General features: G+C 71.6%; 21 protein-coding genes. 17 read left to right on the forward strand and 4 right to left on the reverse strand.

What is annotated here, in order from left to right:
- The first annotated feature begins 2 nt into the window (after window positions 1–2).
- On the forward strand, window positions 3–1,040 hold the full coding sequence (locus QE412_RS01200; protein WP_307479139.1) for a zinc-binding dehydrogenase: 1,038 nt from the start codon (window positions 3–5) through the stop codon (window positions 1,038–1,040).
- Window positions 1,041–1,081: 41 nt separating this feature from the next.
- On the opposite strand, the gene QE412_RS01205 is transcribed toward QE412_RS01200, so the two are convergent.
- Window positions 1,082–1,207: a hypothetical protein gene (locus QE412_RS01205; protein ID WP_022879297.1), complete on the reverse strand. Its 126-nt coding sequence runs from the start codon at window positions 1,205–1,207 to the stop codon at window positions 1,082–1,084.
- 287 nt (window positions 1,208–1,494) lie between these two features.
- On the opposite strand from QE412_RS01205, the gene QE412_RS01210 reads away from it, so the two are divergent.
- A complete protein-coding gene (locus QE412_RS01210) occupies window positions 1,495–2,106 on the forward strand; it encodes a 50S ribosomal protein L25/general stress protein Ctc (protein WP_307479144.1) in 612 nt (203 codons plus the stop codon).
- Window positions 2,107–2,232: 126 nt separating this feature from the next.
- Window positions 2,233–2,817 carry an aminoacyl-tRNA hydrolase gene (pth, locus tag QE412_RS01215; RefSeq protein ID WP_307479147.1) on the forward strand — a complete coding sequence of 195 codons (585 nt, stop codon included), beginning with the start codon at window positions 2,233–2,235 and terminating at the stop codon, window positions 2,815–2,817.
- A 19-nt stretch (window positions 2,818–2,836) separates the two neighbouring features.
- Here the strand turns inward: pth and QE412_RS01220 are convergent, their stop codons facing one another.
- Window positions 2,837–3,319, reverse strand: coding sequence for a hypothetical protein (locus tag QE412_RS01220; RefSeq protein ID WP_307479150.1), 483 nt, complete (start codon window positions 3,317–3,319; stop codon window positions 2,837–2,839).
- Between the two features lie 94 nt (window positions 3,320–3,413).
- Here QE412_RS01220 and mfd point away from each other — a divergent pair, with 94 nt between their 5' ends.
- The 3 genes from mfd to QE412_RS01235 all read left to right on the forward strand — a co-directional run bounded on the left by mfd (window position 3,414) and on the right by QE412_RS01235 (window position 8,545).
- Window positions 3,414–6,989, forward strand: a complete 3,576-nt coding sequence (mfd, locus tag QE412_RS01225) for a transcription-repair coupling factor (RefSeq protein ID WP_307479153.1) — start codon at window positions 3,414–3,416, stop codon at window positions 6,987–6,989.
- A gap of 228 nt (window positions 6,990–7,217) precedes the next feature.
- A complete protein-coding gene (locus QE412_RS01230; RefSeq protein ID WP_307479156.1) occupies window positions 7,218–7,874 on the forward strand; it encodes a trimeric intracellular cation channel family protein in 657 nt (218 codons plus the stop codon).
- The gene (locus QE412_RS01235; RefSeq protein WP_307479159.1) at window positions 7,871–8,545 is read left to right on the forward strand and encodes a trimeric intracellular cation channel family protein; all 675 of its coding nucleotides are present in this window, start codon (window positions 7,871–7,873) and stop codon (window positions 8,543–8,545) included. The genes QE412_RS01230 and QE412_RS01235 overlap by 4 nt, the downstream gene beginning before the upstream one ends.
- Window positions 8,546–9,236: 691 nt before the next feature.
- Here the strand turns inward: QE412_RS01235 and QE412_RS01240 are convergent.
- Entirely contained in the window at window positions 9,237–11,912 is a 2,676-nt protein-coding gene (locus QE412_RS01240) for a phosphoenolpyruvate carboxylase (RefSeq protein ID WP_307479161.1), read from the reverse strand.
- Between the two features lie 564 nt (window positions 11,913–12,476).
- Between QE412_RS01240 and QE412_RS01245 the strand changes: the two genes are divergently transcribed.
- Together QE412_RS01245 and hisS are read left to right on the forward strand one after the other, a co-directional pair.
- Window positions 12,477–13,094, forward strand: coding sequence for a MazG family protein (locus tag QE412_RS01245; protein ID WP_307486953.1), 618 nt, complete (start codon window positions 12,477–12,479; stop codon window positions 13,092–13,094).
- An 85-nt stretch (window positions 13,095–13,179) separates the two neighbouring features.
- Window positions 13,180–14,427, forward strand: coding sequence for a histidine--tRNA ligase (gene hisS / locus QE412_RS01250; RefSeq protein ID WP_307486956.1), 1,248 nt, complete (start codon window positions 13,180–13,182; stop codon window positions 14,425–14,427).
- Between the two features lie 217 nt (window positions 14,428–14,644).
- Here the strand turns inward: hisS and QE412_RS01255 are convergent, their stop codons facing one another.
- Window positions 14,645–15,502, reverse strand: coding sequence for a helix-turn-helix transcriptional regulator (locus QE412_RS01255; RefSeq protein ID WP_307479164.1), 858 nt, complete (start codon window positions 15,500–15,502; stop codon window positions 14,645–14,647).
- A 125-nt stretch (window positions 15,503–15,627) separates the two neighbouring features.
- On the opposite strand from QE412_RS01255, the gene QE412_RS01260 reads away from it, so the two are divergent.
- The 9 genes from QE412_RS01260 (at window position 15,628) to QE412_RS01300 (ending at window position 25,571) form a co-directional block, all read left to right on the forward strand.
- The gene (locus tag QE412_RS01260) at window positions 15,628–17,073 is read left to right on the forward strand and encodes an MFS transporter (protein ID WP_307479169.1); all 1,446 of its coding nucleotides are present in this window, start codon (window positions 15,628–15,630) and stop codon (window positions 17,071–17,073) included.
- A gap of 162 nt (window positions 17,074–17,235) precedes the next feature.
- Window positions 17,236–18,078, forward strand: a complete 843-nt coding sequence (locus QE412_RS01265; protein ID WP_307479172.1) for an SGNH/GDSL hydrolase family protein — start codon at window positions 17,236–17,238, stop codon at window positions 18,076–18,078.
- A gap of 274 nt (window positions 18,079–18,352) precedes the next feature.
- On the forward strand, window positions 18,353–19,144 hold the full coding sequence (locus tag QE412_RS01270; protein ID WP_307479175.1) for a cytochrome c oxidase assembly protein: 792 nt from the start codon (window positions 18,353–18,355) through the stop codon (window positions 19,142–19,144).
- Window positions 19,145–19,198: 54 nt separating this feature from the next.
- Window positions 19,199–19,879 carry an O-methyltransferase gene (locus QE412_RS01275; protein WP_307479178.1) on the forward strand — a complete coding sequence of 227 codons (681 nt, stop codon included), beginning with the start codon at window positions 19,199–19,201 and terminating at the stop codon, window positions 19,877–19,879.
- Window positions 19,880–20,000: 121 nt separating this feature from the next.
- Complete coding sequence (gene eno / locus QE412_RS01280) at window positions 20,001–21,281, forward strand: phosphopyruvate hydratase (RefSeq protein WP_295840353.1); 1,281 nt, start codon at window positions 20,001–20,003, stop codon at window positions 21,279–21,281.
- 374 nt (window positions 21,282–21,655) lie between these two features.
- On the forward strand, window positions 21,656–22,120 hold the full coding sequence (locus tag QE412_RS01285; RefSeq protein ID WP_307479182.1) for an FtsB family cell division protein: 465 nt from the start codon (window positions 21,656–21,658) through the stop codon (window positions 22,118–22,120).
- Between the two features lie 180 nt (window positions 22,121–22,300).
- Window positions 22,301–22,819 (forward strand): DUF501 domain-containing protein, encoded by a 519-nt coding sequence (locus QE412_RS01290; RefSeq protein ID WP_307479184.1) that lies wholly within the window; start codon window positions 22,301–22,303, stop codon window positions 22,817–22,819.
- Complete coding sequence (locus QE412_RS01295; RefSeq protein ID WP_307479188.1) at window positions 22,816–24,174, forward strand: S8 family peptidase; 1,359 nt, start codon at window positions 22,816–22,818, stop codon at window positions 24,172–24,174. The genes QE412_RS01290 and QE412_RS01295 overlap by 4 nt, the downstream gene beginning before the upstream one ends.
- An 8-nt stretch (window positions 24,175–24,182) precedes the next feature.
- Complete coding sequence (locus QE412_RS01300) at window positions 24,183–25,571, forward strand: NAD(P)/FAD-dependent oxidoreductase (protein ID WP_307486959.1); 1,389 nt, start codon at window positions 24,183–24,185, stop codon at window positions 25,569–25,571.
- The last annotated feature ends 209 nt before the right edge of the window (window positions 25,572–25,780 follow it).

Genomic DNA, 25,780 nt, shown 5'->3' on the forward strand with positions numbered 1-25,780 from the left:
CCATGACCAATTCCGCCGTGGTGGCCCACGCCGCCGGTGACCTGCGGATCGACGACATCGGCGAGCCGACCCCGGATGCCGACGAGGCCGTCGTCGCGGTCGCGTTCGGGGGCGTCTGCGGCTCCGACCTGCACTACTGGCGTCACGGTGCCGCGGGGGCCTCCATCCTGCGTGAGCCCCTGGTGCTCGGGCACGAGCTGTCCGGCATCGTCGTCCGCGCCGCCGCCGACGGCTCGGGGCCCGCCGCAGGCACGCCCGTCGCGGTGCATCCCCTGACCCCGCACGGCGACGGCGTGACGCCCTGGCCCGCGGATCGCCCGAACCTCGCTCCCGCGTCGACCTATCTCGGGTCGGCGATGCACCTGCCGCACACACAGGGCGGTTTCGCCGAGCGCGTCGCGCTACCCAGCCGCATGCTGTTCCCGCTTCCGGCGGGCCTCGATCTGCGCACGGCGGTGCTCGCCGAGCCCGCGGCGGTCGCATGGCACGCCGTGGAGCGCGCGGGGTCGGTCGCCGGGCGGCGCGTCGCGGTGATCGGCTCGGGCCCGATCGGGCTGCTCGCCGTGGCCGTCGCCCGCCATCACGGCGCGGCGGAGGTCATCGCCACCGATCTGCACGAACTGCCGCGTTCGTTGGCCTCCGCGCGCGGCGCCCGTGTGCTCGACGCGCGGGACGAGGAGGCCATCGCGGGGCTGCACGCCGACGTGGTGATCGAGTCCAGCGGCACGGTTCCGGGCCTGGGCGCCGCGGTGTCGGCGGCGGCTCGCGGCGGCACGGTCGTGATGCTCGGCCTGCAGGCGGCGGGTACGGTCGCAGCACCGTTGGCGACGGCGATCACGCGCGAGCTCACCCTGACGGGATCCTTCCGCTTCGCCGCGGAGTTCGCCGCGGTGCTCGCGGCGCTCGCCGACGGATCGCTCGAGGTCGACGGCATCCTCACGCACGTCGTCTCCGCAGTCCAAGCGGCGGAGGCGTTCGCCACGGCGGCGGACGCATCGGTGTCGTCGAAGGTCGCGCTCGCGTTCGGCGCGGGGGACTGACGCTTCGTCGACTCAGGCTCCCGGGACGGGGCCCTGCCGGGTCAGTGCTTCTTGTACCCGGCGTTGCGGCCCATGGAGAACAGCGCGCCGACGGTGCCGATGAGGCCGATGGTGGCGATGCCGCCGATGACCCAGAGCACGACGTGGGAGAAGAAGCCGCTGTCCATGATGATCCTTCGGGTGAGTGGTTCCTCGATCCTACCGGTGCGTCCGGCGCGCCCGTGCCGGTCGGCAGAGAGCGGGTTCGTGCGTCGGTTCTCGCGCTGGTAGACTTCCGGGGAACTTCGGCGAGGGATTGTCGCGCACCGGCCGGTGCAGGTGGCATCCGTGATCGACGCGGTGATGCAGGCTCCCGGCTTTCCTCACGCGCTCGCGTTCGAGTCGAATCCAGACCACACCGTGCGGACACCGTCCGCTCACAAGCTGCGGGACACGAGCCCGCGAGGAGAACATCATGTCGGAAGACAACAAGGTCGTCGCGGAGCTCCGCGAGAACTTCGGCAAGGGCTTCGCCCGTCGCCTCCGCGCCGCGGGCAAGATCCCGGCCGTCATCTACGGCCACGGCACCGAGCCCCAGCACGTCGCGCTGCCCGGCCACCAGGTCGCGCTGCTCATCCGTCGCGCCAACGCGCTGCTCGACCTCGACATCGCGGGCAAGAGCCAGCTGGTGCTCGTGAAGGACGTGCAGAAGGACCCCGTGCGTCAGATCATCGAGCACATCGACCTCATCGTCGTGAAGAAGGGCGAGAAGGTCCAGGTCGACGTTCCCGTGATCGTCGTGGGCGAGCCCTTCTCCGGCACCATCGCCAACCTCGACAACGCCACCGTGTCGCTCGAGGTCGAGGCCACCCACATCCCGCAGAACATCGAGGTCGACGTCGAGGGCGCCGAGGACGGCACGCAGATCACCGCTGCCGACCTGAAGCTCCCCGCCGGCGCCAGCCTGGTGACCGAGCCCGAGACTCTCATCGTGGGTGTGTCGGTTCCGCTGGACACCCTCGCCGCTGAGGAGGAGATCGCCGAGGCCGACGCCGAGGTCGCCGAGGAGCAGTCCGAAGAGGCGTGATTGCGCGCGGGGTTCGTCCCGCCGCTCACGAGGGGGTGCGTTCGCGCGCCCCCTCGTTTCTTTTCCGGCGCGCCCGCCCCCGTCGACAGGTCGGGGCCGCCGCCCCGATCCGGAAGGATGGATGCCATGGCAGACACGTGGGTGATCGTCGGGCTCGGCAACCCGGGGCCGCGGTATGAGACGACCCGGCACAACATCGGCCAGATGGTCATGGACGAGCTCGCCGCGCGTCGCCGTGAGTCCTTCCGCGCGCACAAGGCGAACGCGCGCGTGGTCGAGACCTGGCTGAGGCCGGGCGCCGCCAAGCTCGTGCTGGCCAAGCCGAACAGCTTCATGAACGTCTCGGGCGGCCCGGTCGCCGGTCTCGCCCGCTTCTACGGCACGGATCCCGCGCACGTCGTCGTGGTGCACGACGAGCTCGACATTCCCTACGACACGATCAAGCTCAAGACCGGCGGTGGTCACGGCGGCCACAACGGCGTGCGCGATGTCGCCAAGGCGCTGGGCACCCCCGAGTTCCCGCGCGTGCGCGTCGGCATCGGGCGTCCGGCGGGCCGGCAGGATCCGGCCGACTGGGTGCTGGATCCGTTCGGGGCGACCGAGCGTCAGACGCTGCCCATCCTCGTGTCCGATGCCGCCGACGCGGTCGAGATGCTCGTCGACGAGGGTCTCGTCGCTGCGCAGCAGAGGTTCCACGCTCCCCGGGCCTGATGCCGCGGGTCGCGCGATGTCACGTGATGGACGCTCCGCCGGTCGACATCGCCGCCGCGGCGCCGGCGATCGCCACGATGACGAATGCGCCGAAGACCAGCGGCCCCAGCGCCGAGACGACGATCGCCGCGATGCCGGCACCGCGCGCGGCGTTGCGCGCCGTCGCGACGATGCCGAGTACGAAGGCGGCGAGGCCGATGACGGTCGCGGCCCAGAAGGTGATCTCGCCCGCGAGTACCAGGTCGCGCACGGGCGAGAACATCCGCGCCTCGATCGTTGCCGCCGTCTGCAGATCGGGTGCGACCCGGCTGACGATGCGGAAGGCGAGAAGACCGCCCACCGCGGATGCCAGCACGGTGGCGATGAGCGACAGGATGAGCGCCCACGTGCCCAGTCGACGACCGCGTGGAACGGCGGGCGGGGGCGTGAGGAGCGTGCCGGCCGGCGGCGCGACGTGCGGAGCCGCGAAGGTCGGGCCGTTCGGGGCGCTGGCAGAGGACATGCCGCCACTCTAAGAGACGGCACGGCTGCCGTGATACCGACCGCGCGCCCGGCGTCCCGGCCCGATGTCGGTGCCCCCGCGTAGACTCTTTCGAGTGACAGTTCCCGGGATCGTGCGCGCCCTCGAGCAGGCTGAGTCGTACCGTGAGGCCGCGTCCGCGGCATCCGCCGACCTGTCTCTCTCCCTCGTCGACGGGCTCGATGCCCCCGTCATCGCGGGCCTCATCGAGCGTCGTCGTGCCGCCGGCGGTCCGGGGGCCGTGCTCGTCATCGCCCCGACCGGGCGTCGCGCCGAATCCCTGGGACCGGCTCTGGATGCCGTGCTCCCGGGCGCCCAGGTGCTGCACTTCCCCGCGTGGGAGACGCTGCCGCACGAGCGCCTGAGCCCGAGCCCCGAGACGGTGGGCCGCCGCCTCGACGTGCTGCGCCGGATCGCCGCATGGGACGGCGAGACACCGCTCGTCGTCACCGCGTCGGTGCGCAGCGCGCTGCAGCCGCTCGCCCCCGGGCTCGGCGACGTCCGGCCCGTCGAGCTCGTGGTGGGCGGACGCGGACACGAGCTGGAGGCGGTCACGACCCGCCTCGTCGAGCTCGCCTACCACCGGGTCGACATGGTCTCGCGTCGCGGGGAGTTCGCCGTGCGCGGCGGCATCCTCGACGTGTTCCCGCCCGTGGCCGATCACCCCTACCGCGTCGAGTTCTTCGGCGACGAGGTCGATCAGATCCGCGCCTTCTCGGTCGCCGATCAGCGCTCGCTCCCGGGCGAGGTCACGACCGTCACTCTCGTGCCCAGCCGCGAGCTGCTGCTCACCGCCGAGGTGCGGGCACGTGCCGCCGAGCTGCGCGACGGCTACCCGGGCCTGCGGCAACTGCTCGAGAAGATGGCCGAGGGCATCCCCGCCGAGGGCATGGAATCCCTCATCCCGGTGCTCGTCGACGACCTCGTCACCCTCGTCGACTACCTCCCCGGCGGCAGCGCCGTGGCCCTCGTCGATCCCGAGCGCTCGCTCGCGCGCGCGACCACGCTCGGCGACACGAACCGCGAGTTCCTCGAGGCCGCGTGGTCGGCGGCCACCGCCGGGGCCGACACTCCGGTCGACCTCGACTCGGGTGATTTCGTCACGCTCGACGACCTGCACGAGAGGGCCAGCGGCCGCGGCGGTGTGTGGTGGCAGCTCAGCGCCTTCGATTCGGGTGCGGCGGACGCCGAAGACGAGGGTCTCGTCGTCGGTGACGACTCCGCCCACCGCATCAAGGCCGACGCCGTGCCGTCGTTCCAGGGCAATGTCGACGGCGCGACGGCCCATGTCGGCCAGCTGCTCGCCGACGGCTGGTCTGTCGTGGTCACGGCATCCGGACCCGGTATGGTCGACCGCGCGCGTGACGTGCTCGCCGAGCGGGGGATCGCCGCGCGCCGTGTCGACGACGTGCGCACCGTCCCCGAGCCGGGGGTGGCCCACGTCGTCTGCGCACCGCTGGAGCGCGGTTTCGAGCTGATCGAGGCGCGGTTCGCCGTCATCACCGAGACCGAGTTCTACGGGCGGTCGGTCGGCGGCGACAATCGGGGCGTCAAGAAGCTCGCCTCGCGTCGACGCAACGTCGTCGACCCGCTGCAGCTGAAGCCCGGCGACGTCGTGGTGCACGCCACGCACGGCATCGGCAAGTTCATCGAGCTGACGCAGCGCGAGGTCTCCAGCGGCGGGCGCAACGCGGTCAAGACGACGAAGGAGTACCTCGTCCTCGAGTACGCGCCGTCCAAGCGCGGCTACCCGGGCGACAAGCTCTTCGTGCCCACCGACCAGCTCGACCTGCTGTCGAAGTACGTCGGCGGCGAGGCGCCCACCCTGTCGAAGATGGGCGGCAGCGACTGGGCCGCGGCGAAGGGGCGTGCGCGCAAGGCCGTCCGCGACATCGCGGTCGAGCTGGTGAAGCTGTACTCGGCGCGCATGGCATCCAAGGGCTACGCCTTCGGACCCGACACCCCCTGGCAACGCGAGCTCGAAGAGGCGTTCCCGTTCGCCGAGACGCAGGATCAGCTGCAGACGATCGATGAGATCAAGGCCGACATGGAGAAGCCGATCCCGATGGACCGCCTGCTCTCGGGCGACGTGGGCTTCGGTAAGACCGAGGTCGCCGTCCGCGCCGCGTTCAAGGCCATTCAGGACGGCAAGCAGGTCGCGATGCTCGTGCCGACGACCCTGCTGGTCAAGCAGCACCTCGAGACCTTCGCCGAGCGTTTCGCGGGGTTCCCGGTGACCGTGCGCCCGCTCTCGCGCTTCCAGAGCGACAAAGAGGCGAAGGCGACGCTCGCGGGCCTCACCGACGGCACCGTCGACATGGTCATCGGCACGCACCGCATCCTCACCGAGAAGGTCATCTTCAAAGACCTCGGGCTGATGATCATCGACGAGGAGCAGCGGTTCGGCGTCGAGCACAAAGACGCGCTGAAGAAGCTCAAGACCAACGTCGACATCCTCGCCATGAGCGCGACGCCCATCCCGCGCACGCTCGAGATGGCGGTCACCGGCATCCGCGAGATGTCGACGCTCGCGACCCCGCCCGAGGACCGGCATCCGATCCTGTCGTACGTCGGTCCCCGCAACGACAAGCAGATCGCCGCCGCCATCCGCCGCGAACTGCTGCGCGAGGGACAGGTGTTCTACGTGCACAACCGCGTGTCGTCGATCCAGCGGGTCGCCGCGCACCTCGCCGAGCTCGTGCCCGAGGCGCGAATCGTCGTCGCCCACGGTCAGATGGGCGAGCACGCGCTCGAGCAGGTCGTCGACGACTTCTGGGAGCGCCGCGCCGACGTGCTCGTGTCGACGACGATCATCGAGACCGGTCTCGACATCTCCAACGCCAACACGATCATCATCGACCGCGCCGACAAGTACGGTCTGTCGCAGCTGCACCAGCTCCGCGGGCGCGTCGGACGCGGGCGCGACCGCGCGTACGCGTACTTCCTGTACGACGAGATGAAGCCGCTGTCCGAGACCGCGGCCGACCGCCTCGAGACCATCGCCGTCAACAACGACCTCGGCTCCGGCATGCAGGTCGCGCTGAAAGACCTCGAGCTGCGCGGGGCGGGAAACCTTCTCGGCGCCGAGCAGGCCGGTCACATCGCGGGCGTCGGGTTCGATCTGTACCTGCGCATGATCGGCGAGGCCGTGTCGACGTTCCGCGGAGAGGACGTCGACGGTCCCACCGAGCTGCGCCTCGAGCTGCCGGTCGACGCGCGGCTGCCGGAGTTCTACATCGACAGCGAGCGGCTGCGCCTCGAGGCGTACCAGAAGCTGTCGGCCGCGGCATCCGCCACCGCGAAGGACGACGCGATCGACCTCGTCGTCGAAGAACTCCGCGACCGCTACGGCGAGCCGCCCGCCGAGGTCGAGGGACTCATCGCCGTCGCGCGCCTGCGGCGCCGCGCGGCGCAGGCGGGGCTCGCCGACGTCGTCGCGATGGGCTCGAACTTGCGCATCGCCCCCGCGAACCTCGCGGAGTCGATGCGGGTGCGCCTGCAGCGGCTGTACCCGAAGGCGAAGCTCGTCGCCGGAGGGGATGCCATGGTGGTGCCGCTCCCGCAAGACGCCGACGACGCGAACCTCATCGCGTGGGTGCGCCAGCTGCTCGACGCGCTCTGGCCGCTGCCGGTCGAGACGGCGTCGGTCTGAACGGGCCGGTCGAGGCGGAGGTCCCGCCGCGGCGGGCGGGGCCGGTGGGTGTGGTGGGTCCGGTGGGTTCGGGGTGCCCGGCCGATGATGGTCCGTCCCGCGGAGTTCGGACTCGACGCGCGCTCCTGCGGCGACTCCGGGCGGCGTGTCGCGGGCGAACTCCGCGGGATGGAGCACCGACACTGCGCGCGTGCACGGAGCATCGCCGGCCGCTGCCAGAATGACCGTATGACCGACGTCGTCCCCGAGCAGCGGGCCCCGTCTCGCCCCTCCCTGGGCGCGCGTGCGTTCGACGCCCTCGACATCGCGGCCACGGCCCTGTTCGGCCTCGAAGGGGCGGCGATCGCGGCCCATGCGGGGCTCGACCTTCTCGGTGTCGTCGTAGTCGGCTTCATCGTCGCCCTCGCCGGTGGTGTGCTGCGCGACGTACTGCTCGGCGACCTGCCGCCCGCCGCGCTGCGCTCACCCAGCCGCATCGTGGCCGCGCTCGGTGCGGCGGTCGTGGCGTTCGTGTGCATCGAGGTCGTCGACGCGTTCCCGGTGCTTCCCCTCCAGGTCATGGATGCCATCGGCCTCGCCCTCTTCGCCGTCACGGGCGCGCAGAAGGCTTGGAGCACGGGCGCCAACCTGTGGGTGGTGACGATCCTCGGCACCGTCGCCGCCACCGGTGGTGGTGTGATCCGCGATGTCCTGCTGCAGCGCACCCCCTTCGTGCTCTCGCAAAGCGTGTACGGCAGTGCCGCGGCCGCGGGCGCCGTGGTCACCGGCATCCTTCTCGCCACGACCCGCCGGCCACGTCTGGCGCTCGCCGCCGGCTTCGTCGTGGCGCTCGCCCTGCGCCTGGGCGCCGTGCTGTGGGGCTGGTCTCTTCCGAGGATCACGTGAGCGCTCTGCTCGTGGGGCGCGTCGTGACCGCGACCCGTCCCGTGCCGGGACGTCCGTCTCTCGGCGCCCGTGCATTCGCCGCGCTCGACATCACGGCCACCGCCGTGCGCGGCCTCGAAGGGGCGGCCTTGGCTGCCCACGCCGGGTTCGATCTGCTCGGCGTGATCGTGGTCGGCTTCGTCGCCGCCGTCGCGGGGGGCATGTTGCGCGACGTGCTCCTGGGCGATCTGCCGCCGGCGGCGCTGCGTTCCGCGAGTCGCATCGTCGTGGCCCTGATGGCGGCGGTCGCGACGTTCGTGTTGCTGAACCTCGTGGATGCCGTACCCGAACCCCTCCTGCTGAGCCTCGACGGCATGGGGTTGGCGCTGTTCGCCGTGATCGGCGCCCAGAAGGCGTACGCGCACGGCGCGAGCCTGTGGGTCGTGGTGATCATCGGCGTCGTCGCGGCCACGGGAGGCGGCGTGCTGCGCGACGTCCTGCTCGGGCACACGCCGGTATTGCTGACGCAGAGCGTGTACGGCCTGGCCGCTGCGGCTGGGGCCCTGGTCACCGGCATCCTCCTGCTGACGACCCGTCGCCCCCACCTCGCCGTCGTGGTCGGCTTCGTCATCGCCTTCGGGCTGCGCGAGGCGGCAATCCTCTGGGGCTGGTCGCTGCCGCGTATCGGCTGACGGGGGTGTCGGCCTCACGCCGACGGCACCGACGGGAAGGCAGACGTTTCTCCCACCTCGGCCGTCGTGTTGTCGGGCTGTTGGGCTGTTGGGCTGTCGTGCCGTCGGCCAGTCGGCCAGTCGGCCAGTCGGCCAGTCGGACCGTCGGCCAGTCGGACCGTCGGCCAGTCGGACCGTCGGCCCGTCGGGTTGTCGTGCCGTCGGGCGGAGTTCTGGGCCGACGCGCCGGGTGGGGTGGCCTGGTGGCGGCGTGTCGAGGCTCGACTCCGCTGGACGGTGCGGGCCTGCCTGCCGGGGCGCGGGGCGGGAGCCCTCGTACCGTCGTGCGGAGTTTTCCGACGACACGCCGTACGCGACCCGGCGGGGGTGGCGCGTCGGGGTCGGCGTCCGCAGGGAGGTACGGGAGATAGCCGGTGAGCGGGCGCCCCGGGAGCGGCGGGCGGCGTGGCGGCGGGCACCGGGCGGAGGTGCAGGACGGGCCGAGCCCTCTCGACCGCCGAGCCGTCTGGCCGCCGAGCCGTCTGGCCGCCGATCCGCCGATCGGAACTCCTCGGCGACACGCCGTGTACGGCAGTGCTGAGCCGGCGTGTCGGGGCTGAACTCCGCAGGACGGCACAGGCCAGGACGCCCCCGAACGACGGCGCGCCGGCCCCGCGAGGGAAGCCGGCGCGCCGAACGGAACGGATGCCGCTCAGCCGGTGTTCTGCAGACCCGCCGCCACACCGCTCACCGACAGCAGCAGCAGGCGCTGGTGCTCGGCATCCGGGGTGGGGCTCTCGGCGTGGGTGTCGCGCAGGGCGCGCAGAGCCCGCAGCTGCAGGAGCGACAGGGCGTCGACGTAGGGGCTGCGCATCTTGACGGCGCGCTGGAGCACGGGCTTGTTGCCCAGCAGCTCACCGCCGGTGATGCGCTCGACCCACGAGCGGGTGAGGAGCATCTCGTCCATGACGAGCTGCGCGAGGTCGTCGCGGTCGCCGAGCGCGAGGTAGCGACGCGCGATGCGCTCGTCGGCCTTGGCCAAGCTCATCGCGACGTTGTCGATCATCGTGCGAAACAGCGGCCACTGCTCGTACGCGTCACGCAGGCGCTGCTCGTCACCGACGGCATCGAGGGCGGTGCCGAGTCCGAACCAGCCGGCGAGGTTGATGCGGGCCTGCGTCCACGAGAACACCCAGGGGATGGCGCGCAGGTCTTCCAGCGACTCGACAGACAGGCCCCGGCGGGCCGGGCGCGAGCCGAGCGCGAGGTGACCGAGCTCCTCCATCGGGGTGACCGTGGCGAACCACGGCGCGAAGCCGGGCGCCTTCACGAGCGCGAAGAAACGCTCGCGTGAGGCGAGGTCCATCGTGCTCGCGACGTCGGCGAACGCTTCGGCCGCCCCGCGGTTGCGGCGCTCGATCGAGGGCGAGGATGCCGTGAGCACGGCCGCCGCGACCTGATCGATGTGGCGCATCGCGATGTCGGCATCGCCGTAGCGGGCGAAGATGACCTCGCCCTGCTCGGTGAGCTTGAACCGGCCGTCGACCGAGTGCGGGGGCTGCGCGAGGATCGCCGAGTTCGCGGGTCCGCCACCGCGGCCGAGGGCGCCGCCGCGACCGTGGAAGAGCGTCAGCTCGATGCCCTCGTCCTCGGCCCAGGTCGAGATCTTCGCCTGCGCCTCGTAGAGCGCGAGGTTGGCGGCGACGGGGCCGACGTCTTTCGACGAGTCGGAGTAGCCGAGCATGACCTCGAGGCGTCGGCCGGTGGCATCCAGTCTGCTGACGAACGAGGGGTGCGTGACGATCTCGGCGAGGATGCCGGGGGCCGCCTGCAGGTCGGCGAACGTCTCGAACAGCGGGATGACGTCGAGCACCGGGGGTGTCTCACCCGGGCCCATCGCGTACGACGCGAGCTCGTGCACGTTGGCGAGGTCTTCGGCCGACTGCGTGAACGACACGATGTAGCGACCGGCCGCGCGGGCGCCGAAGCGCTCCTGCACGTACGCGATCGAGCGGAAGACCTCGAGCACCTCGTCGGTGAGTTCGCTGCGCTCGCCGCCCGCGCGCAGCTCGTCGAGCACCTTGCGGTGCACCGCGGAGTGCTGACGCACCTCGAGCTCGGTGAGGTGGAAGCCGTACGTCTCGACCTGCCATACGAGGCGCTGCAGCGCGCCGTACGCCTGCCGCGCAGCGCCCGCGGCGACGAGCGACTCCTGCACGACGCGCAGGTCGGCGAGCAGGTGCTCGGGGTCGCGGTAAGCGAGGTCGGCGTTGCGTGTGCGGGTCGCGGCGATCTTGCGCGCCAGCAGCAGCATGATGCGACGGTGCGGCTCCTCGGGGGAGCGGGCGGCGATCTCGGCCGCGGCGTCTTCGTCGGCGGCGCGCAGACGGTGCCACAGGGCGACGAGGGCGTCGCTGGGCGGCGTGGTCTCGGCATCCAGGGTCAGTCCGCGTCCGACGCGCTGCGTCGTTCGTTCGAGTCCCAGCAGCACGTGCTCGCTCGCGATCGCCGCGGCCTTGCGGGTGACGGATGCCGTGACGAACGGGTTGCCGTCACGGTCGCCGCCGACCCAGGAGCCGACGCGCACGAACGGCTTCACGATCGGGGCGCGGGAGCCGGCGTTCTCGCCCTGGAGGATGTCGTCGATGCGGCGGTAGACGCGCGGGACGGCGGTGTACAGCGTCTCGTCGAACACGGCCATGACCGAGCGCACCTCGTCGACCGGCGACGGCTTCTCGCGCCGCAGGGGAGCTGTGCGCCACAGGGTGTCGATCTCTTCGAGCATGCGGCGCTCGGTGCGGCGGCTCTCGGTGGCGTTCTCACCGGCCGCGTCGAGTTCGCCGAGCAGTTCCGACAGGCGGCGGATGCTCGTCGAGATCGCGCGACGGCGGGCCTCGGTGGGGTGCGCGGTGAAGACGGGGTGGAAGCGCAGGGCCTGCAGACGCGAGAGCGCGGTCTCCTCGCCGACCTCCTCGGACAGGCGGGCGAACGCCGTCGCGATGGTGTCGGGGGTGCCGCCGCTGCGCGAGGGCCGGTCGCCGCGCTCGCGCAGGACGCGGACGCGCTGGTGCTCCTCGACGAGGTTGACGAGGTGGAAGTACGCCGTGAAGGCGCGGGCCACCTCATCGGCGCGCTCGATCGAGAAGCTGTCGGCGATCGCCGCGGCTTTCTCGAACGCCTCGGGCGTCTCGTCGGTGTAAGCCTGGATCGTCGCCGTGCGCAGTCGCTCGACGTCGTCGTAGAGTCCGGGGGAGCCGCTCTCTCGCAGCACACGGCCCAGAAGGGACCCGAGCAGTCGTACGTCGGCACGCATCTGTTCGGGGAGCTCTTGGCCGGCTTCGAAGCGGCCCACGAGGTCTATGGCCTCGGTCGGGGTCAGTTCACGCACACGGCAAGGTTATCTGCGTCGTACGACACCCGAATGACACGGGCGCTCGACGGGGGGCAGTGCGCGCTTTCCCGGGCCTGTGCAGGAGCCGTGACGCACGCTCTCGCGTCGGATTTTCTTCGGAACGGATGCCAGAGCGCCGGACGTCTCACGGTTCCCGCCGCTTCGCGCGCCGATGTGTCCGGCCACCGGCGCGCTCGGGATCGGCCCGACCTTCGGCGGGGAATCGTGCCGGGCTCCGGAAGATTCCCCGCGAGCGCGCGATCCGCCGCGCTCCGAGGCCGTGGCATTCGGCAGGATCCGGAGTCCGGCACCCGCGCCCCACCCACCAGCGCGCCGCGCGGGCCGCCGTCCGCCGGGGCCGAACTCCTGAAGTTCCACGCGGCCCGGCCCCGCCCGCCCCGGAAACACGGCACCTCGGCCCCGGGCGGCTCCGAATCTCAGGAGTTCGGCCCGGCCCCGCCCGCCACGTGCGGTCACGGGGGATACTCGGGGCGAGGCGCCGACGGCGCCGCGGGAGGAGACGCCGTGAGCGACGACGCACTGCGAGAGGCCGCCGAGACCATGCGCGCCGTGCGCGAGCGCTGCGTCTGGACACAGTCGATCGACCACCGCGACCTCGTGCCCTACCTCGTCGAGGAGAGCGCCGAGGTCATCGACGCCGTCGAAGCGGGCACACGCGCCGACCTCCGCGAGGAGCTCGGCGACCTGCTCTGGCAGGTGCTCTTCCACGCCGAGATCGCTTCGGCTGACCCCGTCGACCCGTTCGATATCGACGATGTCGCGCGTGGGCTCACCGAGAAGATGGTGCGGCGGCATCCGCACGTGTTCGCCGGCGCCGCGGCATCCACGCCCGAAGAGGTGCTCGTGCACTGGAACGCCGCGAAGGCGGCGGAGAAGAGCACACGCACGAGCGTGCTGGACGGAGTGAGCGAGCACATGCCCGCGCTCGCCCTCGCGCAGAAGGTGGGGGGAAAGGCCGCGCAAGTCGGTGTCGCCGCCCCGGCCCATCGCCTCGCCGATCCGACGACCGAGGCCGAGCTCGGCGACGCCCTGCTGGCGCTCGTGCAGCTCGGGCGCGAGCGCGGGTGGGATGCCGAGCGGGCGCTGCGCGAGCGGCTCCGCGCCCTGAGCGCCGAGGTGCGGGAGGCAGAGACGAGCGCTCAGACGGGCCGCGGCTGATGTCGGGGCCGGCCCCGACCGCGCACGGTGTCCCGCCCGAGGCTGGAACAATGGACACGTGGCATCCGTGAACCCGCCGCGCGGCATGCGCGACTTCCTCCCCGCCGACAAGGCCCGCCGCGAGCGTGTGCTCGCCGTCATCCGGGCGCGTTACCGCGCGCACGGCTTCGACGAGATCGAGACCCCGGTCATGGAGGACTACGACCGCCTCCACGCGGGTCTGGGCGGCGACAACGAGAAGCTGTCGTTCAGCATCCTCAAGCGGGGGATGGATGCCGAGGCCATCCGCGCCGCGGCCGACGACACGGCCGCCCTGGCCGACCTCGGGCTCCGCTACGACCTGACCGTCCCGCTCGCGCGCTTCTACGCGACCAACCGCGCACAGCTTCCAACGGTGTTCCGCTCGATCCAGATCGCCCCCGTGTGGCGGGCCGAGCGCCCGCAGAAGGGGCGCTACCGCCAGTTCGTGCAGTGCGATATCGACATCATCGGCGACGCCTCCGCCCGTGCCGAGGCCGAGCTGATGACCGCGAGCCTCGATGTCCTCGACGCTCTCGGTCTCGACGGCGGCTCGATCCGTGTGAACGACCGCCGCGTGCTCGACGCGATGCTCGACGTGTTCGGTTTCGCCGCCGAGGAGCGCCCCGGCGTGCTCATCACGATCGACAAGCTCGACAAGGTCGGTCCGTCCGGCGTCGTGGCCGAACTGCGCGACCGGGGTGCGGATGCCGCCGCCGTCGACGCCCTCGCGGCCTACCTCGATCGCCCCGCGGCGCCGCCCGCCTTCGATGACGCCGGCATCCGCGCGGCCCTGCCCGCCGGCATCCCGGACGAGGTCGTCGCGCACCTCGTCGCCCTCGGCGAGACCGTCGCCGCCGCGCGCGGAGCCGACGCGCCGCTGGTGTTCGACCCGTTCCTCGTGCGCGGCATGGGGTACTACACCGGCACGATCTTCGAGCTGGCCCACCCGAGCGTCGACTACTCCCTCGGCGGGGGCGGCCGTTACGACGGCATGATCGGCCGTTTCCTCGGGCAGGAGGTCCCGGCGGTCGGATTCTCCATCGGCTTCGAGCGCATCGTCGACCTGCTGCAGGATGCCGAGGGCACCGCCGAGCGCTCCATCGTGCTGGTCCACGATCGTGACGTTCCCCTGGCGCAGCTCCTTCGGCTGAAGGCGGCCCTCGTATCCGACGGCGCACGGGTGCGCGTGGAGCAGCGGGTGAAGAACATGAAAGCGCTGCTCGAACGCTCCGCGGCCGACGGGTACACGTCGTTCGCGACGGTCGGCGCCGACACCACGGCGGAGTCGTTGGAGTTCAAGCCCCTCGGCTGAGAGGCGCGCGCGAAGCCCGGGTTCTGCGGACGCCGACGGCGGTGTGGTCGCCGCGCGGCGCGGCGCGACCCCTCGCCTCCCGGAGCCCGGAGCCGTAAGCGGCTCATGCGCCGGGACCGCGGCCCGGTCGCGGCCTTTCGGCGCGGTGTACCTCTCGCCGCGGGAAGCCCGTGCTCGTAGCGGTGAGTGGCCCATGCGCCGTACCGTCGGCCCGGCCTCACGCCACCGCGCTGATCAACGCCTCGCTCGGGCTCTCGGCGGCGAGGCGTTCCAGACGCGCCGCGGTCGCGGCATCCCGCGGCGAGAACCACACCACGCGCGAGCCGAGGCCCTCGTCGATCCACAGGCTCGACATCTCGAGATTCAGCTCGCCGACGCGCGCGTGCACGAGGTGCTTGCTCGCGTTGCGCTCGCCGCCGACATCACCCAGCCGCCAGAGCTCGGAGAAGCGCGGCGACATCGCTTCGAGCTCGCCGATGAAGCGCTGCCACGACGGTTCCTCGTGGTGCCGGCCGTAGGCGGAGCGCAGGCGCGCGGCGATCCGGCGCTGCGCGTGGTCGAGGTCGACGTGCGCGCGTTGCCACGCCGTGTCGGTGAACAGCAGCACCGCGCAGTTGCGGCGTTCGGCGGGCAGGTCGTCGAGGTCGTCGAACAGGTAGCGGTACGCCCGGTTGTACGCGCGGATGTCGAAGCGCGACGTCTGCACCGCGGCGGGGTACGGCAGCAGTTTCTCGAGCAGGTCGAGGTGGTTCTGACCGACGCACATGCGCGCCTCGCGGTCGGGGAGCGGCAGGTCGGCGAGGGCGAACAGGTGGTCGCGCTCGTCGTCGCTCAGGCGCAGCGCGCGGGCGATCGCGGCGATCACCTGGGCCGAGGCGGCGATCGGTCGTCCCTGTTCGAGCCACGTGTACCAGGTGAGACCGACGCCGGCGAGCTGCGCGACCTCTTCGCGTCGCAGGCCCGCCACCCGCCGACGGGCACCGTCCGGCAGGCCGACGTCGGCCGGGCGCAGGCGCGCGCGGCGGCTGCGCAGGAAGCCCGCGAACTCGGCGCGGGCATCGTCGGATCGACCCATGGCATCCCTCCTCCCGGCGATCCTAGAACGCCCCTCCGACATCGATCCGGCGGCAGGGGAGTGCTCCCAGTACCAGGATCAATGCACTCCTGGTACCAGGATGCCGCGCTCTCCATGCTGGCACCATGACCACTTCCGCACAGCCCGCGACCGGCAGCGCCCCCGTGCCGATCCGCCCCGATGCCATCGCCGACGTCCCCACCTGGCGCTACCTCGGGTTCCTCCTCGGGCCGGGCGTCGGCACCTTCGCCTTCAACGCCGTGACGGTCATCCTGCCCACCCTGCACCAGCGTTTCGGCGCCGGCGATGTCGCCCTCGAACTCGTCATCGCCGGATACGGCATCCCGTTCGCCGTGCTGCTGATCCTGGGCGGGCGCCTCGGCGACCGGTTCGGGCGCCATCGCCTGTACACGCTCGGCATGGGGCTGTTCCTCGTGTCCGCGATCGCGTGCGCCCTTGCGCCCTCGATCGAGACGCTCATCGCCGCACGCATCGTGCAGGGCGTGGGAGCAGCGCTGTGCACGCCGCAGGTGCTCGGGACGATTCAAGCGACGTCTCGAGGAGCGGCCCGCACCCGCGCGATCTCGGCCTTCGGCGCCAGCGGGGGAATCGGCGCGGCGGTCGGACAGGTCGTCGGCGGTGCGCTCGCGTCGGTGTCGTTCGGACCCGTCGACGGGTGGCGCTCGGTGTTCGTGGTGGTGGCACTCACGGCCGTCGCCGCGATCGCCCTCGCCCCGTTGGCCCCGCGCTCCCGGGCACACGAGGCGGTGGCGATCGACCTGGTCGGTACCTCGGCGCTGGGGGTCGGCATCCTCGCCGCGTCCGTCGCCCTCACCTTCGGACCGGCGTGGAACTGGTCGTGGCCGGTCGCCGTGATCCTCGTCGTCGCGGTGGTGTCCCTCGTGGCGATGTGGCGGCACCAGGATGCCGTCGAGCGCGCCGGTCGCGTCCCGCTGCTTCCCCCGAGCGTGCTGCGTCTGCGCCCGCTGCAGCTCGGCCTGCTCGCGGCGGCCCTGTTCTTCGCCGGGTACTCCGCGCTGTTGTACGTCTTTCCCCGCGCGGTCGAGACCGCCGGCCTGACATCGCTGCAGGCCGGTCTCGCGCTGCTGCCGTTCGCGGTGGTGTTCGCGGGCGTGTCCCTGGCCGTCGCGCGCATCCAGAGCCGGCTCGGCGACTCCACCTTGGTCGTCGGCGTGGCGACCCAGCTCGTCGCCCTCGTCGCCATGCTCACTACCCTGGGCTTCGCGTGGGGGAGTGACATCGGTCTCTGGCTGCAGCCCGCCCTCATCCTGCTCGGCGCGGGACAGGCGCTCATCTTCTCGCCGCTGACCCAGTTGGTCGTGCGCGAGGTGCCGGTCGAGGCGGCAGGTCTGTCGGGCGGCATGTTCAGCACCTCGCAGCAGCTCGCGCTGTCGTTCGGTGTGATCGTGGTCGGCGGTCTTCTGGGGGTGACCGATGTGACGGGGCGGGGCGAACTGCTCGCGGGCCTCGTGCTCGACATCGCCCTCGCCGTCGCGGTGCTCGCGCTGGCGCTCGTGCTGCGGGCGCGGGCACGTCGCTCGATCGCGTAGGGCGCGAGCGGATCCCCGCCCCCGTGGAGCATCCGCGGGCACAGCCGTACGGAGTGCCGTCGACACCCGTCCGCGGGTTTCACGGGATGCCGGGAGCCCCCCGCCCGCTCACCGTCACCGTGCGTCCACTCGGCGTTCACCGGGGGCCGGTGTCATCGGGGGATGCGTACGCGTCGTCCGGTGACCCTGGCCACCGCGTCGGCCGTCGCCCTGCTCGGAGCCGGCGCCGTGGGGATGCGCGCCCTCATCGTCCGCCAGGCCGCCATCGCGCGCCGGCGCATCGGCAAGCCGCTCGGAGAACAGGCACTGGACGCCGACCGCGTGTGGCGGCGGAAGAAGCATCCGGGCGATCCGGTCGAGCTGCTCCTCCTCGGCGACTCGATCGCCGCGGGGCTGGGGGCGGGGCACCGGCGCGACACCCTGGGCGCGCGCTTGGCGAAGGGAGTCGCGCGCGGCGCGGGGCGCCCGGTGCGGCTGCGCACCGCGGCGGTCGTCGGGTCCGAAACCGCGGCTCTCGCCGCCCAGCTCGATGCCCTCCCGGCCGACTATCGCGCCGATGTCGCGGTGATCGTCGTCGGCGGCAACGATGTGACGCACCGGGTTCCGGCATCCCGGTCGGCGGAGCACCTCGAGAAGGTGGTGCTCACCCTGCGCGACAGGGGAGTACCGGTCGTGGTCGGCACCTGTCCCGACCTCGGGACCCTGCGCGCGATCCCACAGCCGCTGCGGGCGCTCGCCGCTCGATCGTCTCGCCAACTCGCCGCGGCGCAAGCGGCGGCCGTGCACCGGGCCAGGGGGCGCGTGGTCGCGCTCGCTCGCGCGGTGGGACCGGTCTTCGCCGAGCGCCCCGACGAGATGTTCAGCGTCGACCGGTTCCACCCGAGCGCCCTGGGCTACCGCCGTACCGCCGAGGCCCTGCTGCCCGCGGTGCTCGCCGCGCTGGAGGGCTCCCGGGTAGCCGTGGGGACGTGCGTCGAAGAACCGGCGGGCGGTCCACCCTCCTGAGTTTTCTCGTGCCACGGCCGTGGCGGGCGGTTTTCGGGAGTCGGCGCGACGCGCGCTGCGAGAACGTCAGGAGTTCGGCACAGGCCGCCCCTCCCACGCCGGGCCCGCGTCGGGGAGGACAGCCCCGAGGTCGTCTGCAGCTGTGGTTCCGATCAGGGGACGGGCCCCGTCTCGGCCCTCACATAACTCCCGGCCGTACTGTGCTGCCACGCCTGCTCTCGATGTCTTCCTCACCACCTGGCGCGCCGATCCGCTCACGCTCGGCGCGCTGTTCGTGGCATCCGTCGCTTACCTGGGGGCCGTCGCGCGGGTACGGCGTCGCGGAGAGCCGTGGCCCCTCCGCCGCACGCTCGGCTTCTTCGCCCTCGGACTCCTGCCCTACGCCGTGATCGAGCTCGGCTTCCTCGGCGTGTACTCGTCGGAGTTGCGGTGGGCGTTCTCGACCCGCATCGCGCTGCTGATCTTCGCCGTTCCCGCGGGCATCGCCGCGGGACGCCCGCTCGATCTCATCCCGGCGGCCGTGCGACAGCGCGTCCTGGCTGCGCGTGTCACCCGCATCTTCGGCAACGCGATGGTGGCGACCGTGGTGATCGCGGCGGTGTTCTGCCTGTTTCTCACGCCGGTGGCCGGCATCCTGCGGGTGGACCCCGTGATCGAGGCGTCCCTCGGGCTGATCGTGCCGCTGGTGGGGCTCGCGATGGTGCTGCCGATGATGGCGCTCGGCATGGTGCACACGGGCACGTTCATCGCGATCGAATTTCTGCTGGCCTTCGTGGAGTTGCTGATCGACTCGGTTCCCGGCCTGCTGATGCGCCTGAACGACTCCGTGCTGGATCTCATCCCTGATGCCACCCGGGCGCTGTCCTGGTGGCCCTCGCCGCTGCACGACCAGCACCTCGCGGGCGACATGATCTGGTTCATCGCCGAATTCGCCGACGTGCCGATCCTCGTCATCCTGATGGTCCGGTGGATGCGCAGCGACCGCGTCGAGGCGAGAGGGTACGACGAGCTCACCGACGAGGAGTACGAGCAGATGACGCGCGCGCACCTGCGCGGGGAGCGCTGATCCGGGCGTCGCAAGGGCATTGACCCGAGCTCTCGGCCCCCACAGGCTGACCTCGTGCCCACTCACGAAGCCGTCGACGCCTTCCTGACCGCCACCCTCGTCGGCGAGGACCCGATCCTGGATGCCGCCCTCGCGGCGCAGCACGACGCCGGCCTCCCGCCGATCGAGGTCGCCCCCGTCAACGCCAAGTTCCTGCATCTGCTGACGCGTATCGCGGGGGCCCGCCGTGTGCTCGAGATCGGCACGCTCGGCGGCTACTCGACGATCTGGTTTGCGCGCGCCGTGGGTGCGCGGGGCCGTGTGGTGACGATCGAGGCGGAGGAGGCGAACGCCGCCATCGCCCGGGACAACCTCGCGCGCGCCGGCGTCGCCGACCGCGTCGAGGTGCGCGTGGGCCGCGGCGCCGACGTGCTGCCGACGCTCGCGGGCACCGAGCCGTTCGACCTCGTCTTCATCGACGCCGACAAGGAGTCGAACACGATCTACCTCGACTGGGCCGCGCGCCTGGGCCGCCCGGGGACCGTCGTCGTGCTCGACAACGTCGTGCGCGGGGGAGAGGTGGCGGATGCCGCGACCGCCGATTCCAAAGTGCGCGGCGCCCGCGCCGGCCTGGTCATGCTGGGGGAGGACCCCCGCTTCGACGCCACGGCCCTGCAGACCCTCGACCGCAAGGGATGGGACGGAATCGCCGTGGCGATCGTCGTGGATGCCACGGCCTCGGGGCGCGTGCCCTGACGCTGCCGCGTCAGACCCGGAACGACACACCGTCCCACGAGTGTCGGAGCCGGTCACTAGACTCGTCCACGGACCGACGACGCTCCGCCCTTCTTCACTCAGAACCAACGAGGAGTCCTTCGTGGCACTTATCGAGGCTGTCAACGCGCGCGAGATCCTGGATTCGCGCGGTAACCCGACCGTCGAGGTGGAGGTGCTCCTCGACGACGGCATCGTCCAGCGGGCGGCCGTCCCCTCCGGCGCGTCCACCGGCGCGTTCGAGGCCTACGAGCTGCGCGACGGCGACAAGAGCCGTTACAGCGGCAAGGGCGTGCTCAAGGCCGTCGCCGCGGTCGTCGACGAGCTCGGCCCCGCCATCGAGGGCGTCGAGGCCAGCGAGCAGCGCATCATCGACGAGATCCTCATCGAGACCGACGGCACCGAGAACAAGTCGCGCACGGGCGCCAACGCCATCCTCGGCGTCTCGCTCGCCGTCGCCAAGGCCGCCGCCGACAGCGCCGACCTGCCGCTGTTCCGCTACCTCGGCGGCCCCAACGCGCACCTGCTGCCCGTTCCCCTCTTCAACGTCATCAACGGTGGCGAGCACGCCGACAACGGCATCGACTTCCAGGAGTTCTTCCTCGCGCCCATCGGCGCCGAGACCTACGGCGAGTCGCTGCGCTGGGGCACCGAGGTCTACCACGTCCTCAAGGGCGAGCTGAAGTCCGCGGGCTACAACACCGGCCTCGGCGACGAGGGCGGCTTCGCCCCCGACCTGCCCAGCAACCGCGAGGGCCTCGACTTCCTCATCCGCGCGATCGAGAAGGCCGGCTTCACCCCCGGCAAGGAGATCGCGGTCGGCCTCGACGTCGCCGCCACCGAGTTCTACAAGGACGGCGTGTACACGGTCGAGGGCAAGGAGTGGAGCGTCGACACGCTCGTCGACTACTTCGCCGACCTCGTCGCCAACTTCCCGATCGTCACGATCGAGGACGCGCTCGCCGAGGACGACTGGGACGGCTGGAAGAAGCTGACCGACGCCATCGGCTCCAAGGTGCAGCTCGTCGGCGACGACCTGTTCGTCACCAACCCCAAGCGCCTCCAGCAGGGCATCGACCTCGGCGTCGCCAACTCGCTGCTGGTGAAGGTCAACCAGATCGGCACGCTGTCCGAGACACTGGATGCCATCGCTCTGGCCACCCGTTCGGGCTACACCTCGATGCTGTCGCACCGCTCGGGTGAGACCGAAGACACCACGATCGCCGACCTCGCCGTGGCGGTCAACGCCGGCCAGATCAAGACCGGTGCCCCCGCGCGCAGCGAGCGCGTCGCCAAGTACAACCAGCTGCTCCGCATCGAAGAAGACCTCGGCGACGCCGCGGTGTTCGCGGGCCGCTCGGCGTTCCCCCGCTTCAAGGGCTGAGCGTCTGACACGAGGGAGGGAGAGCCGCGAGGCTCCCCCTCCCTCTGCATGTCCGGGCGATTCGCAGCTCGGCGCGTCCCCGGGTTCGCGCAGGTCGGCGACGTAGACTCGGCTCCGCCCGTGGCCTCTTGCGCGCGGGCGGACCGAGAGGGGCTGCCGTGGATCGACCGACGTTGCCTCCCCGTCGTCCCGATGCCGAGCCCCCGAAGGGGCGAAAGGGCGCCACCCCGGCGAAGGCCGCGTCGTCGAAGGCCGCCTCGTCGAAGCGCGCGTCATCGAAGGTCGCACCCACGACGGCGACGCGACCGAGAGGGACCACGCCCGAGGCCGCCTCACGTGCAACCCGTCATACGCGTTCTCAGCGTCGAGTCGATGTGCGCGAGTGGCTGGGCAAGGTGCGCGTCTCGGGCTTCGTGGTGATCATGCTGGGACTCGTCGTGCTCGGGACGTTCGTCCTGGTTCCGACCGTGTCCACCTACATGGATCAGCGGCAGCAGATCCAGGCGCTGCAGAACGCCGTCGCGGTCAGCCAGAACGATGTCGCTGAGTTGCAGTCGCAGCGGGAGCGATGGTCCGACCCCGCGTACATCACGACGCAGGCGCGCGAGCGGCTCTACTACACGTTCCCGGGCGAGGTCGTATACCTCATCGACAACGACCTGCCGGCCTCGGCGACCCCGCAGGAGCAGCAGGACGTGAGCGAAGACGTCGGGCAGACCCGTACCGACTGGATGGCGCAGCTCGTGCGATCGGTCGCTGCCTCGGGCGCCGCGCAGGTGGCCGTGCCGCCGACGATCGGCGTGCCCGACCCGACTCCTTCGGCGACCCCGGCTCCCTGAGTCGCCGCACTTCTCGCGGCACCGCGGTCGCGGCATCCCCCGTCGCGCCCCCCGACGTCAGCGGCCCCGCCAATGCCGCCGTCATTCCACGCCCCGGGCCGACACGCGCCCTGCCGGCCCACGATGCCGGCGGGGCAACCCCTCGACGGACGCCGAGACGGGGCGGGTACCCTGGAAGCGATGACTACCACGCAGCTGCCCCCCGCGTCCGACGCCGACCTCGCCGTCCTGCAGGCGCAGCTCGGGCGTGTGCCGCGCGGAGTCGTCGGCATCGCCGCGCGGTGCGTCTGCGGCAACCCGACCGTCGTGGCGACGGCGCCGCGGCTCGACGACGGCAGCCCGTTCCCGACGTTCTACTACCTCACGCATCCCGCGGCCACGGCGGCGATGTCGGTGCTCGAGGCCGGTCACGTCATGGTCGAGTTCACCGAGCGGCTCGCCGCCGACGACGACCTCCGCGCCGCGTACCTCGCCGCGCACGAGGCCTACCTGCGCGACCGCGCCGCATACGGCGAGCCCGAGGAGATCGCGGGGATCTCGGCGGGCGGCATGCCCACGCGCGTGAAGTGCCTGCACGCTCTCGCCGGTCATGCCCTCGCGGCCGGGCCGGGCGTGAACCCCATCGGAGACCTCGCGCTCGAGCGGGGTACCTTCTCGCCCGAGCGGTGCGAATGCGAGAGTCCCGGGACGAGCGGATGAAGCGCGTCGTCGCCGGTGTGGCATCCATCGTTCTCACGGTGGTGCTCACCGGTGCCGCGACCTCGCCGTCGGTGCTCACCGGCACCGCCCCCTCGGCCTCTGCGAGCGCGACGCCGGCCCCGCCGGTGCCCGAGGACCCCACCGACTCGGTTCGTGCGGCGGAGTACTGGCTCGACCAGTACGGCGTGCGCGAGGCGTGGAACACCACGCGCGGTGCCGGGCAGAGGATCGCCATCATCGACACCGGCATCGCTCGCGGGCCGGTCGAATTCAACGGTGCCGTCGTCGGCGGCACCGATGTCTCGGGCGTCGGGTCGTCTGACGGGCGCACTCCGGTCGGCGCGGTGGATGCCAATCACGGCAGCTGGGTCGCATCGCTCGCCGCATCACGGGGAACCGGAAACGGACGTGGCATGATCGGCGTCGCACCCGAGGCGGAGTTGCTGTCGATCTCGATCGGCTTCGGCAACTCGACCACCAAACCGTTCACGCAGCAGATCGCCGAGGCCATGCGTTGGGCGGTCGACAACGGTGCGACCATCATCAACCTGTCGCTCACGACGAACACTCTCGACTGGGACCGCAGTTGGGACGAGGCCTTCGAGTACGCCTTCGACCACGACGTCGTCGTCGTGGTCGCGGCCGGCAACAGGGGAAGTGGAACCGATCGTGTCGGCGCCCCCGCGACCATTCCCGGCGTGCTGGCGGTGGGTGGTGTCGACCCGAGCGGTGTCACCAGCAGCAACGCATCGACGCAGGGCATCACGATCGGTCTGTCGGCGCCGAGCGAGCGCTTGCGCGGTGTATCGGCCGACGGCACGCTGGTGCAGTGGAACGGCACGAGCGGCGCCGCACCGATCGTGGCCGGTATCGCCGCCCTCGTGCGTGCGGCGCATCCCGATCTGGATGCCGATAACGTGCTGAATCGTCTGATCCGCACCGCGACTCCCGCGGCCGGAGCCACCAGCGTGCCCGACAAGCTGTACGGCTACGGTCTCGTCAACGCGGCGGCGGCGGTCTCCGCCCGCGTCGACGCGGTCTCGGAGAACCCGCTCGGCAGCCTGTCGGAGTGGATCCGCCTGTACCGCCGGGCCGATGCCGAGCCCGCGCCCACGCCGACGGCCACCGCGGTGAGCATCCCCCCGCTTCCTCCCGCCGATTCGGCACCCGAGGCGAGTTCGCCTCTGCTGCCGTCGCGCGATAGCGTGCTCTACGGGTCGCTGCCGCTCGGCGCTGCCACGCTGGCCGCTATAATGATTGCGCTCGGCGTCAGTGCTGCTGCCCGGCGAATCCGACAGGCGCGCACCTCCCGCGAGCCGAGCCGCACCACAAACGAGGAGTCCCTCCCATCGTGACCACTACCGTGCCCAAAATCCTCATCGTCGGCGGGGGCTACGCGGGTTTCTACACCGCGTGGAAGCTCGAGAAGCTCCTCGGTCGTAACGAGGCCGAAGTCACGCTCGTCGACCCGCTGCCGTACATGACGTACCAGCCCTTCCTGCCCGAGGTCGCCGCCGGCGAGATCGAGCCCCGCCACGTCGTGGTCGGTCTTCGCCGTCACCTGAAGCGCACCACGGTCATCGCGGGCAAGGTGACCGGCATCTCGCACGCCACCAAGACCGCCACGATCACCCCGATCGCGGGTGACGAGACCTTCGAGCAGGCGTACGACCAGATCGTCGTGACCGCCGGCGCCGTCTCGCGTACGTTCCCGATTCCCGGTATCGCCGACAACGCGATCGGCCTGAAGACCATCGAAGAGGCCGTGGCCATCCGCGACCGGCTCACGTCGAACTTCGACAAGGCATCGGTCCTGCCCGCCGGCCCCGAGCGCGACCGTCTGCTGACCGTGGTCGTCGTCGGCGGCGGCTTCGCCGGCATCGAGGTCTTCGCCGAGCTGCGGGCGTACGCGTCGTCGCTGCTCAAGCAGTACCCCACGCTGACCTTCGACGACACGCACTTCCACCTCATCGAGGCCATGGGCCGCATCATGCCCGAGGTCTCGCAGAAGACGAGCGAGTGGGTTCTCGCCGACCTGGCGAAGAAGGGTGCTTTCGTGCACCTCGACACGCAGGTCAAGGGTGCCGTCGACGGTGTCGTCGAGCTCTCCACCGGTGAGCAGCTGCCCACCGACCTGATCATCTGGACCGCCGGCGTCATGGCCAACCCCACCGTCGTCCGCGGAAGCGACCTGCCCGTCGAGGAGCGCGGTCGCATCCGCACCCGCCCCGACCTGCGCGTCGGCACCGACGAGGAGATCGTCGAGGGTGCATGGGCCGCCGGTGACGTCTCCGCCGTTCCCGACCTGTCGGGCGGCGGCGTGGGCGGTTTCTGCGTCCCCAACGCCCAGCACGCGGTTCGCCAGGGCAAGCTCATGGCGAAGAACCTCGTGGCGGTGCTGCGCGGCGAGGAGCCGAAGCAGTACTTCCACAAGAACCTCGGTGCGGTCGCCGGTCTGGGCCTGTACAACGGTGCGTTCCAGTCGGGCAAGATCGCCCTGACCGGGTTCATCGCCTGGCTCGCCCACCGCGGCTACCACGGTCTGGCCATGCCGACGTTCGAGCGCAAGTTCCGCGTGATCGGCGACTGGATCCAGAACTTCGTCCACGGCCGCGAGGTCGTCTCGCTCGAGGCCGTGCAGAAGCCCCGTGCCGCGTTCGAGGAGTTCGCCGCGCGTCCGCGCCCGGCGGCGCCGGCGGCCGACGCTCCGGCTCCCGCCGAGAAGAAGGCCGAGCCCGTCGCCGCGAAGTAACGTTGCGCGTCGCGAGACCCCCACGCCCTCCCGGGTGTGGGGGTCTCGCCGTTTCCGGATGCCGTTCGGCCACCGTGGCGGGACCCTCGCGCTCGCGCCGTCGGGCGGAGTTCGCGGCCGAAACGCCGAGACACGGCGCCGCGAGGCGGCGTGTCGCCCCCGTTCTCCGCAGGACGGCGCGGGGATGGTCGGCGGCGGCCCGCAGCCGC

Source organism: Microbacterium trichothecenolyticum (assembly GCF_030818955.1).
GTDB lineage: Bacteria > Actinomycetota > Actinomycetes > Actinomycetales > Microbacteriaceae > Microbacterium > Microbacterium trichothecenolyticum_B.

Bases quoted from the DNA above. Each gene is read 5' to 3' on its own strand.
- QE412_RS01200 (WP_307479139.1), top strand. From the start codon at position 3: ATGACCAATTCCGCCGTGGTGGCCCACGCCGCCGGTGACCTGCGGATC.
- QE412_RS01205 (WP_022879297.1), bottom strand. From the start codon at position 1,207: ATGGACAGCGGCTTCTTCTCCCACGTCGTGCTCTGGGTCATCGGCGGC.
- QE412_RS01210 (WP_307479144.1), top strand. From the start codon at position 1,495: ATGTCGGAAGACAACAAGGTCGTCGCGGAGCTCCGCGAGAACTTCGGC.
- pth (WP_307479147.1), top strand. From the start codon at position 2,233: ATGGCAGACACGTGGGTGATCGTCGGGCTCGGCAACCCGGGGCCGCGG.
- QE412_RS01220 (WP_307479150.1), bottom strand. From the start codon at position 3,319: ATGTCCTCTGCCAGCGCCCCGAACGGCCCGACCTTCGCGGCTCCGCAC.
- QE412_RS01230 (WP_307479156.1), top strand. From the start codon at position 7,218: ATGACCGACGTCGTCCCCGAGCAGCGGGCCCCGTCTCGCCCCTCCCTG.
- QE412_RS01245 (WP_307486953.1), top strand. From the start codon at position 12,477: ATGCGCGCCGTGCGCGAGCGCTGCGTCTGGACACAGTCGATCGACCAC.
- hisS (WP_307486956.1), top strand. From the start codon at position 13,180: ATGCGCGACTTCCTCCCCGCCGACAAGGCCCGCCGCGAGCGTGTGCTC.
- QE412_RS01255 (WP_307479164.1), bottom strand. From the start codon at position 15,502: ATGGGTCGATCCGACGATGCCCGCGCCGAGTTCGCGGGCTTCCTGCGC.
- QE412_RS01260 (WP_307479169.1), top strand. From the start codon at position 15,628: ATGACCACTTCCGCACAGCCCGCGACCGGCAGCGCCCCCGTGCCGATC.
- QE412_RS01265 (WP_307479172.1), top strand. From the start codon at position 17,236: ATGCGTACGCGTCGTCCGGTGACCCTGGCCACCGCGTCGGCCGTCGCC.
- QE412_RS01290 (WP_307479184.1), top strand. From the start codon at position 22,301: ATGACTACCACGCAGCTGCCCCCCGCGTCCGACGCCGACCTCGCCGTC.
- QE412_RS01295 (WP_307479188.1), top strand. From the start codon at position 22,816: ATGAAGCGCGTCGTCGCCGGTGTGGCATCCATCGTTCTCACGGTGGTG.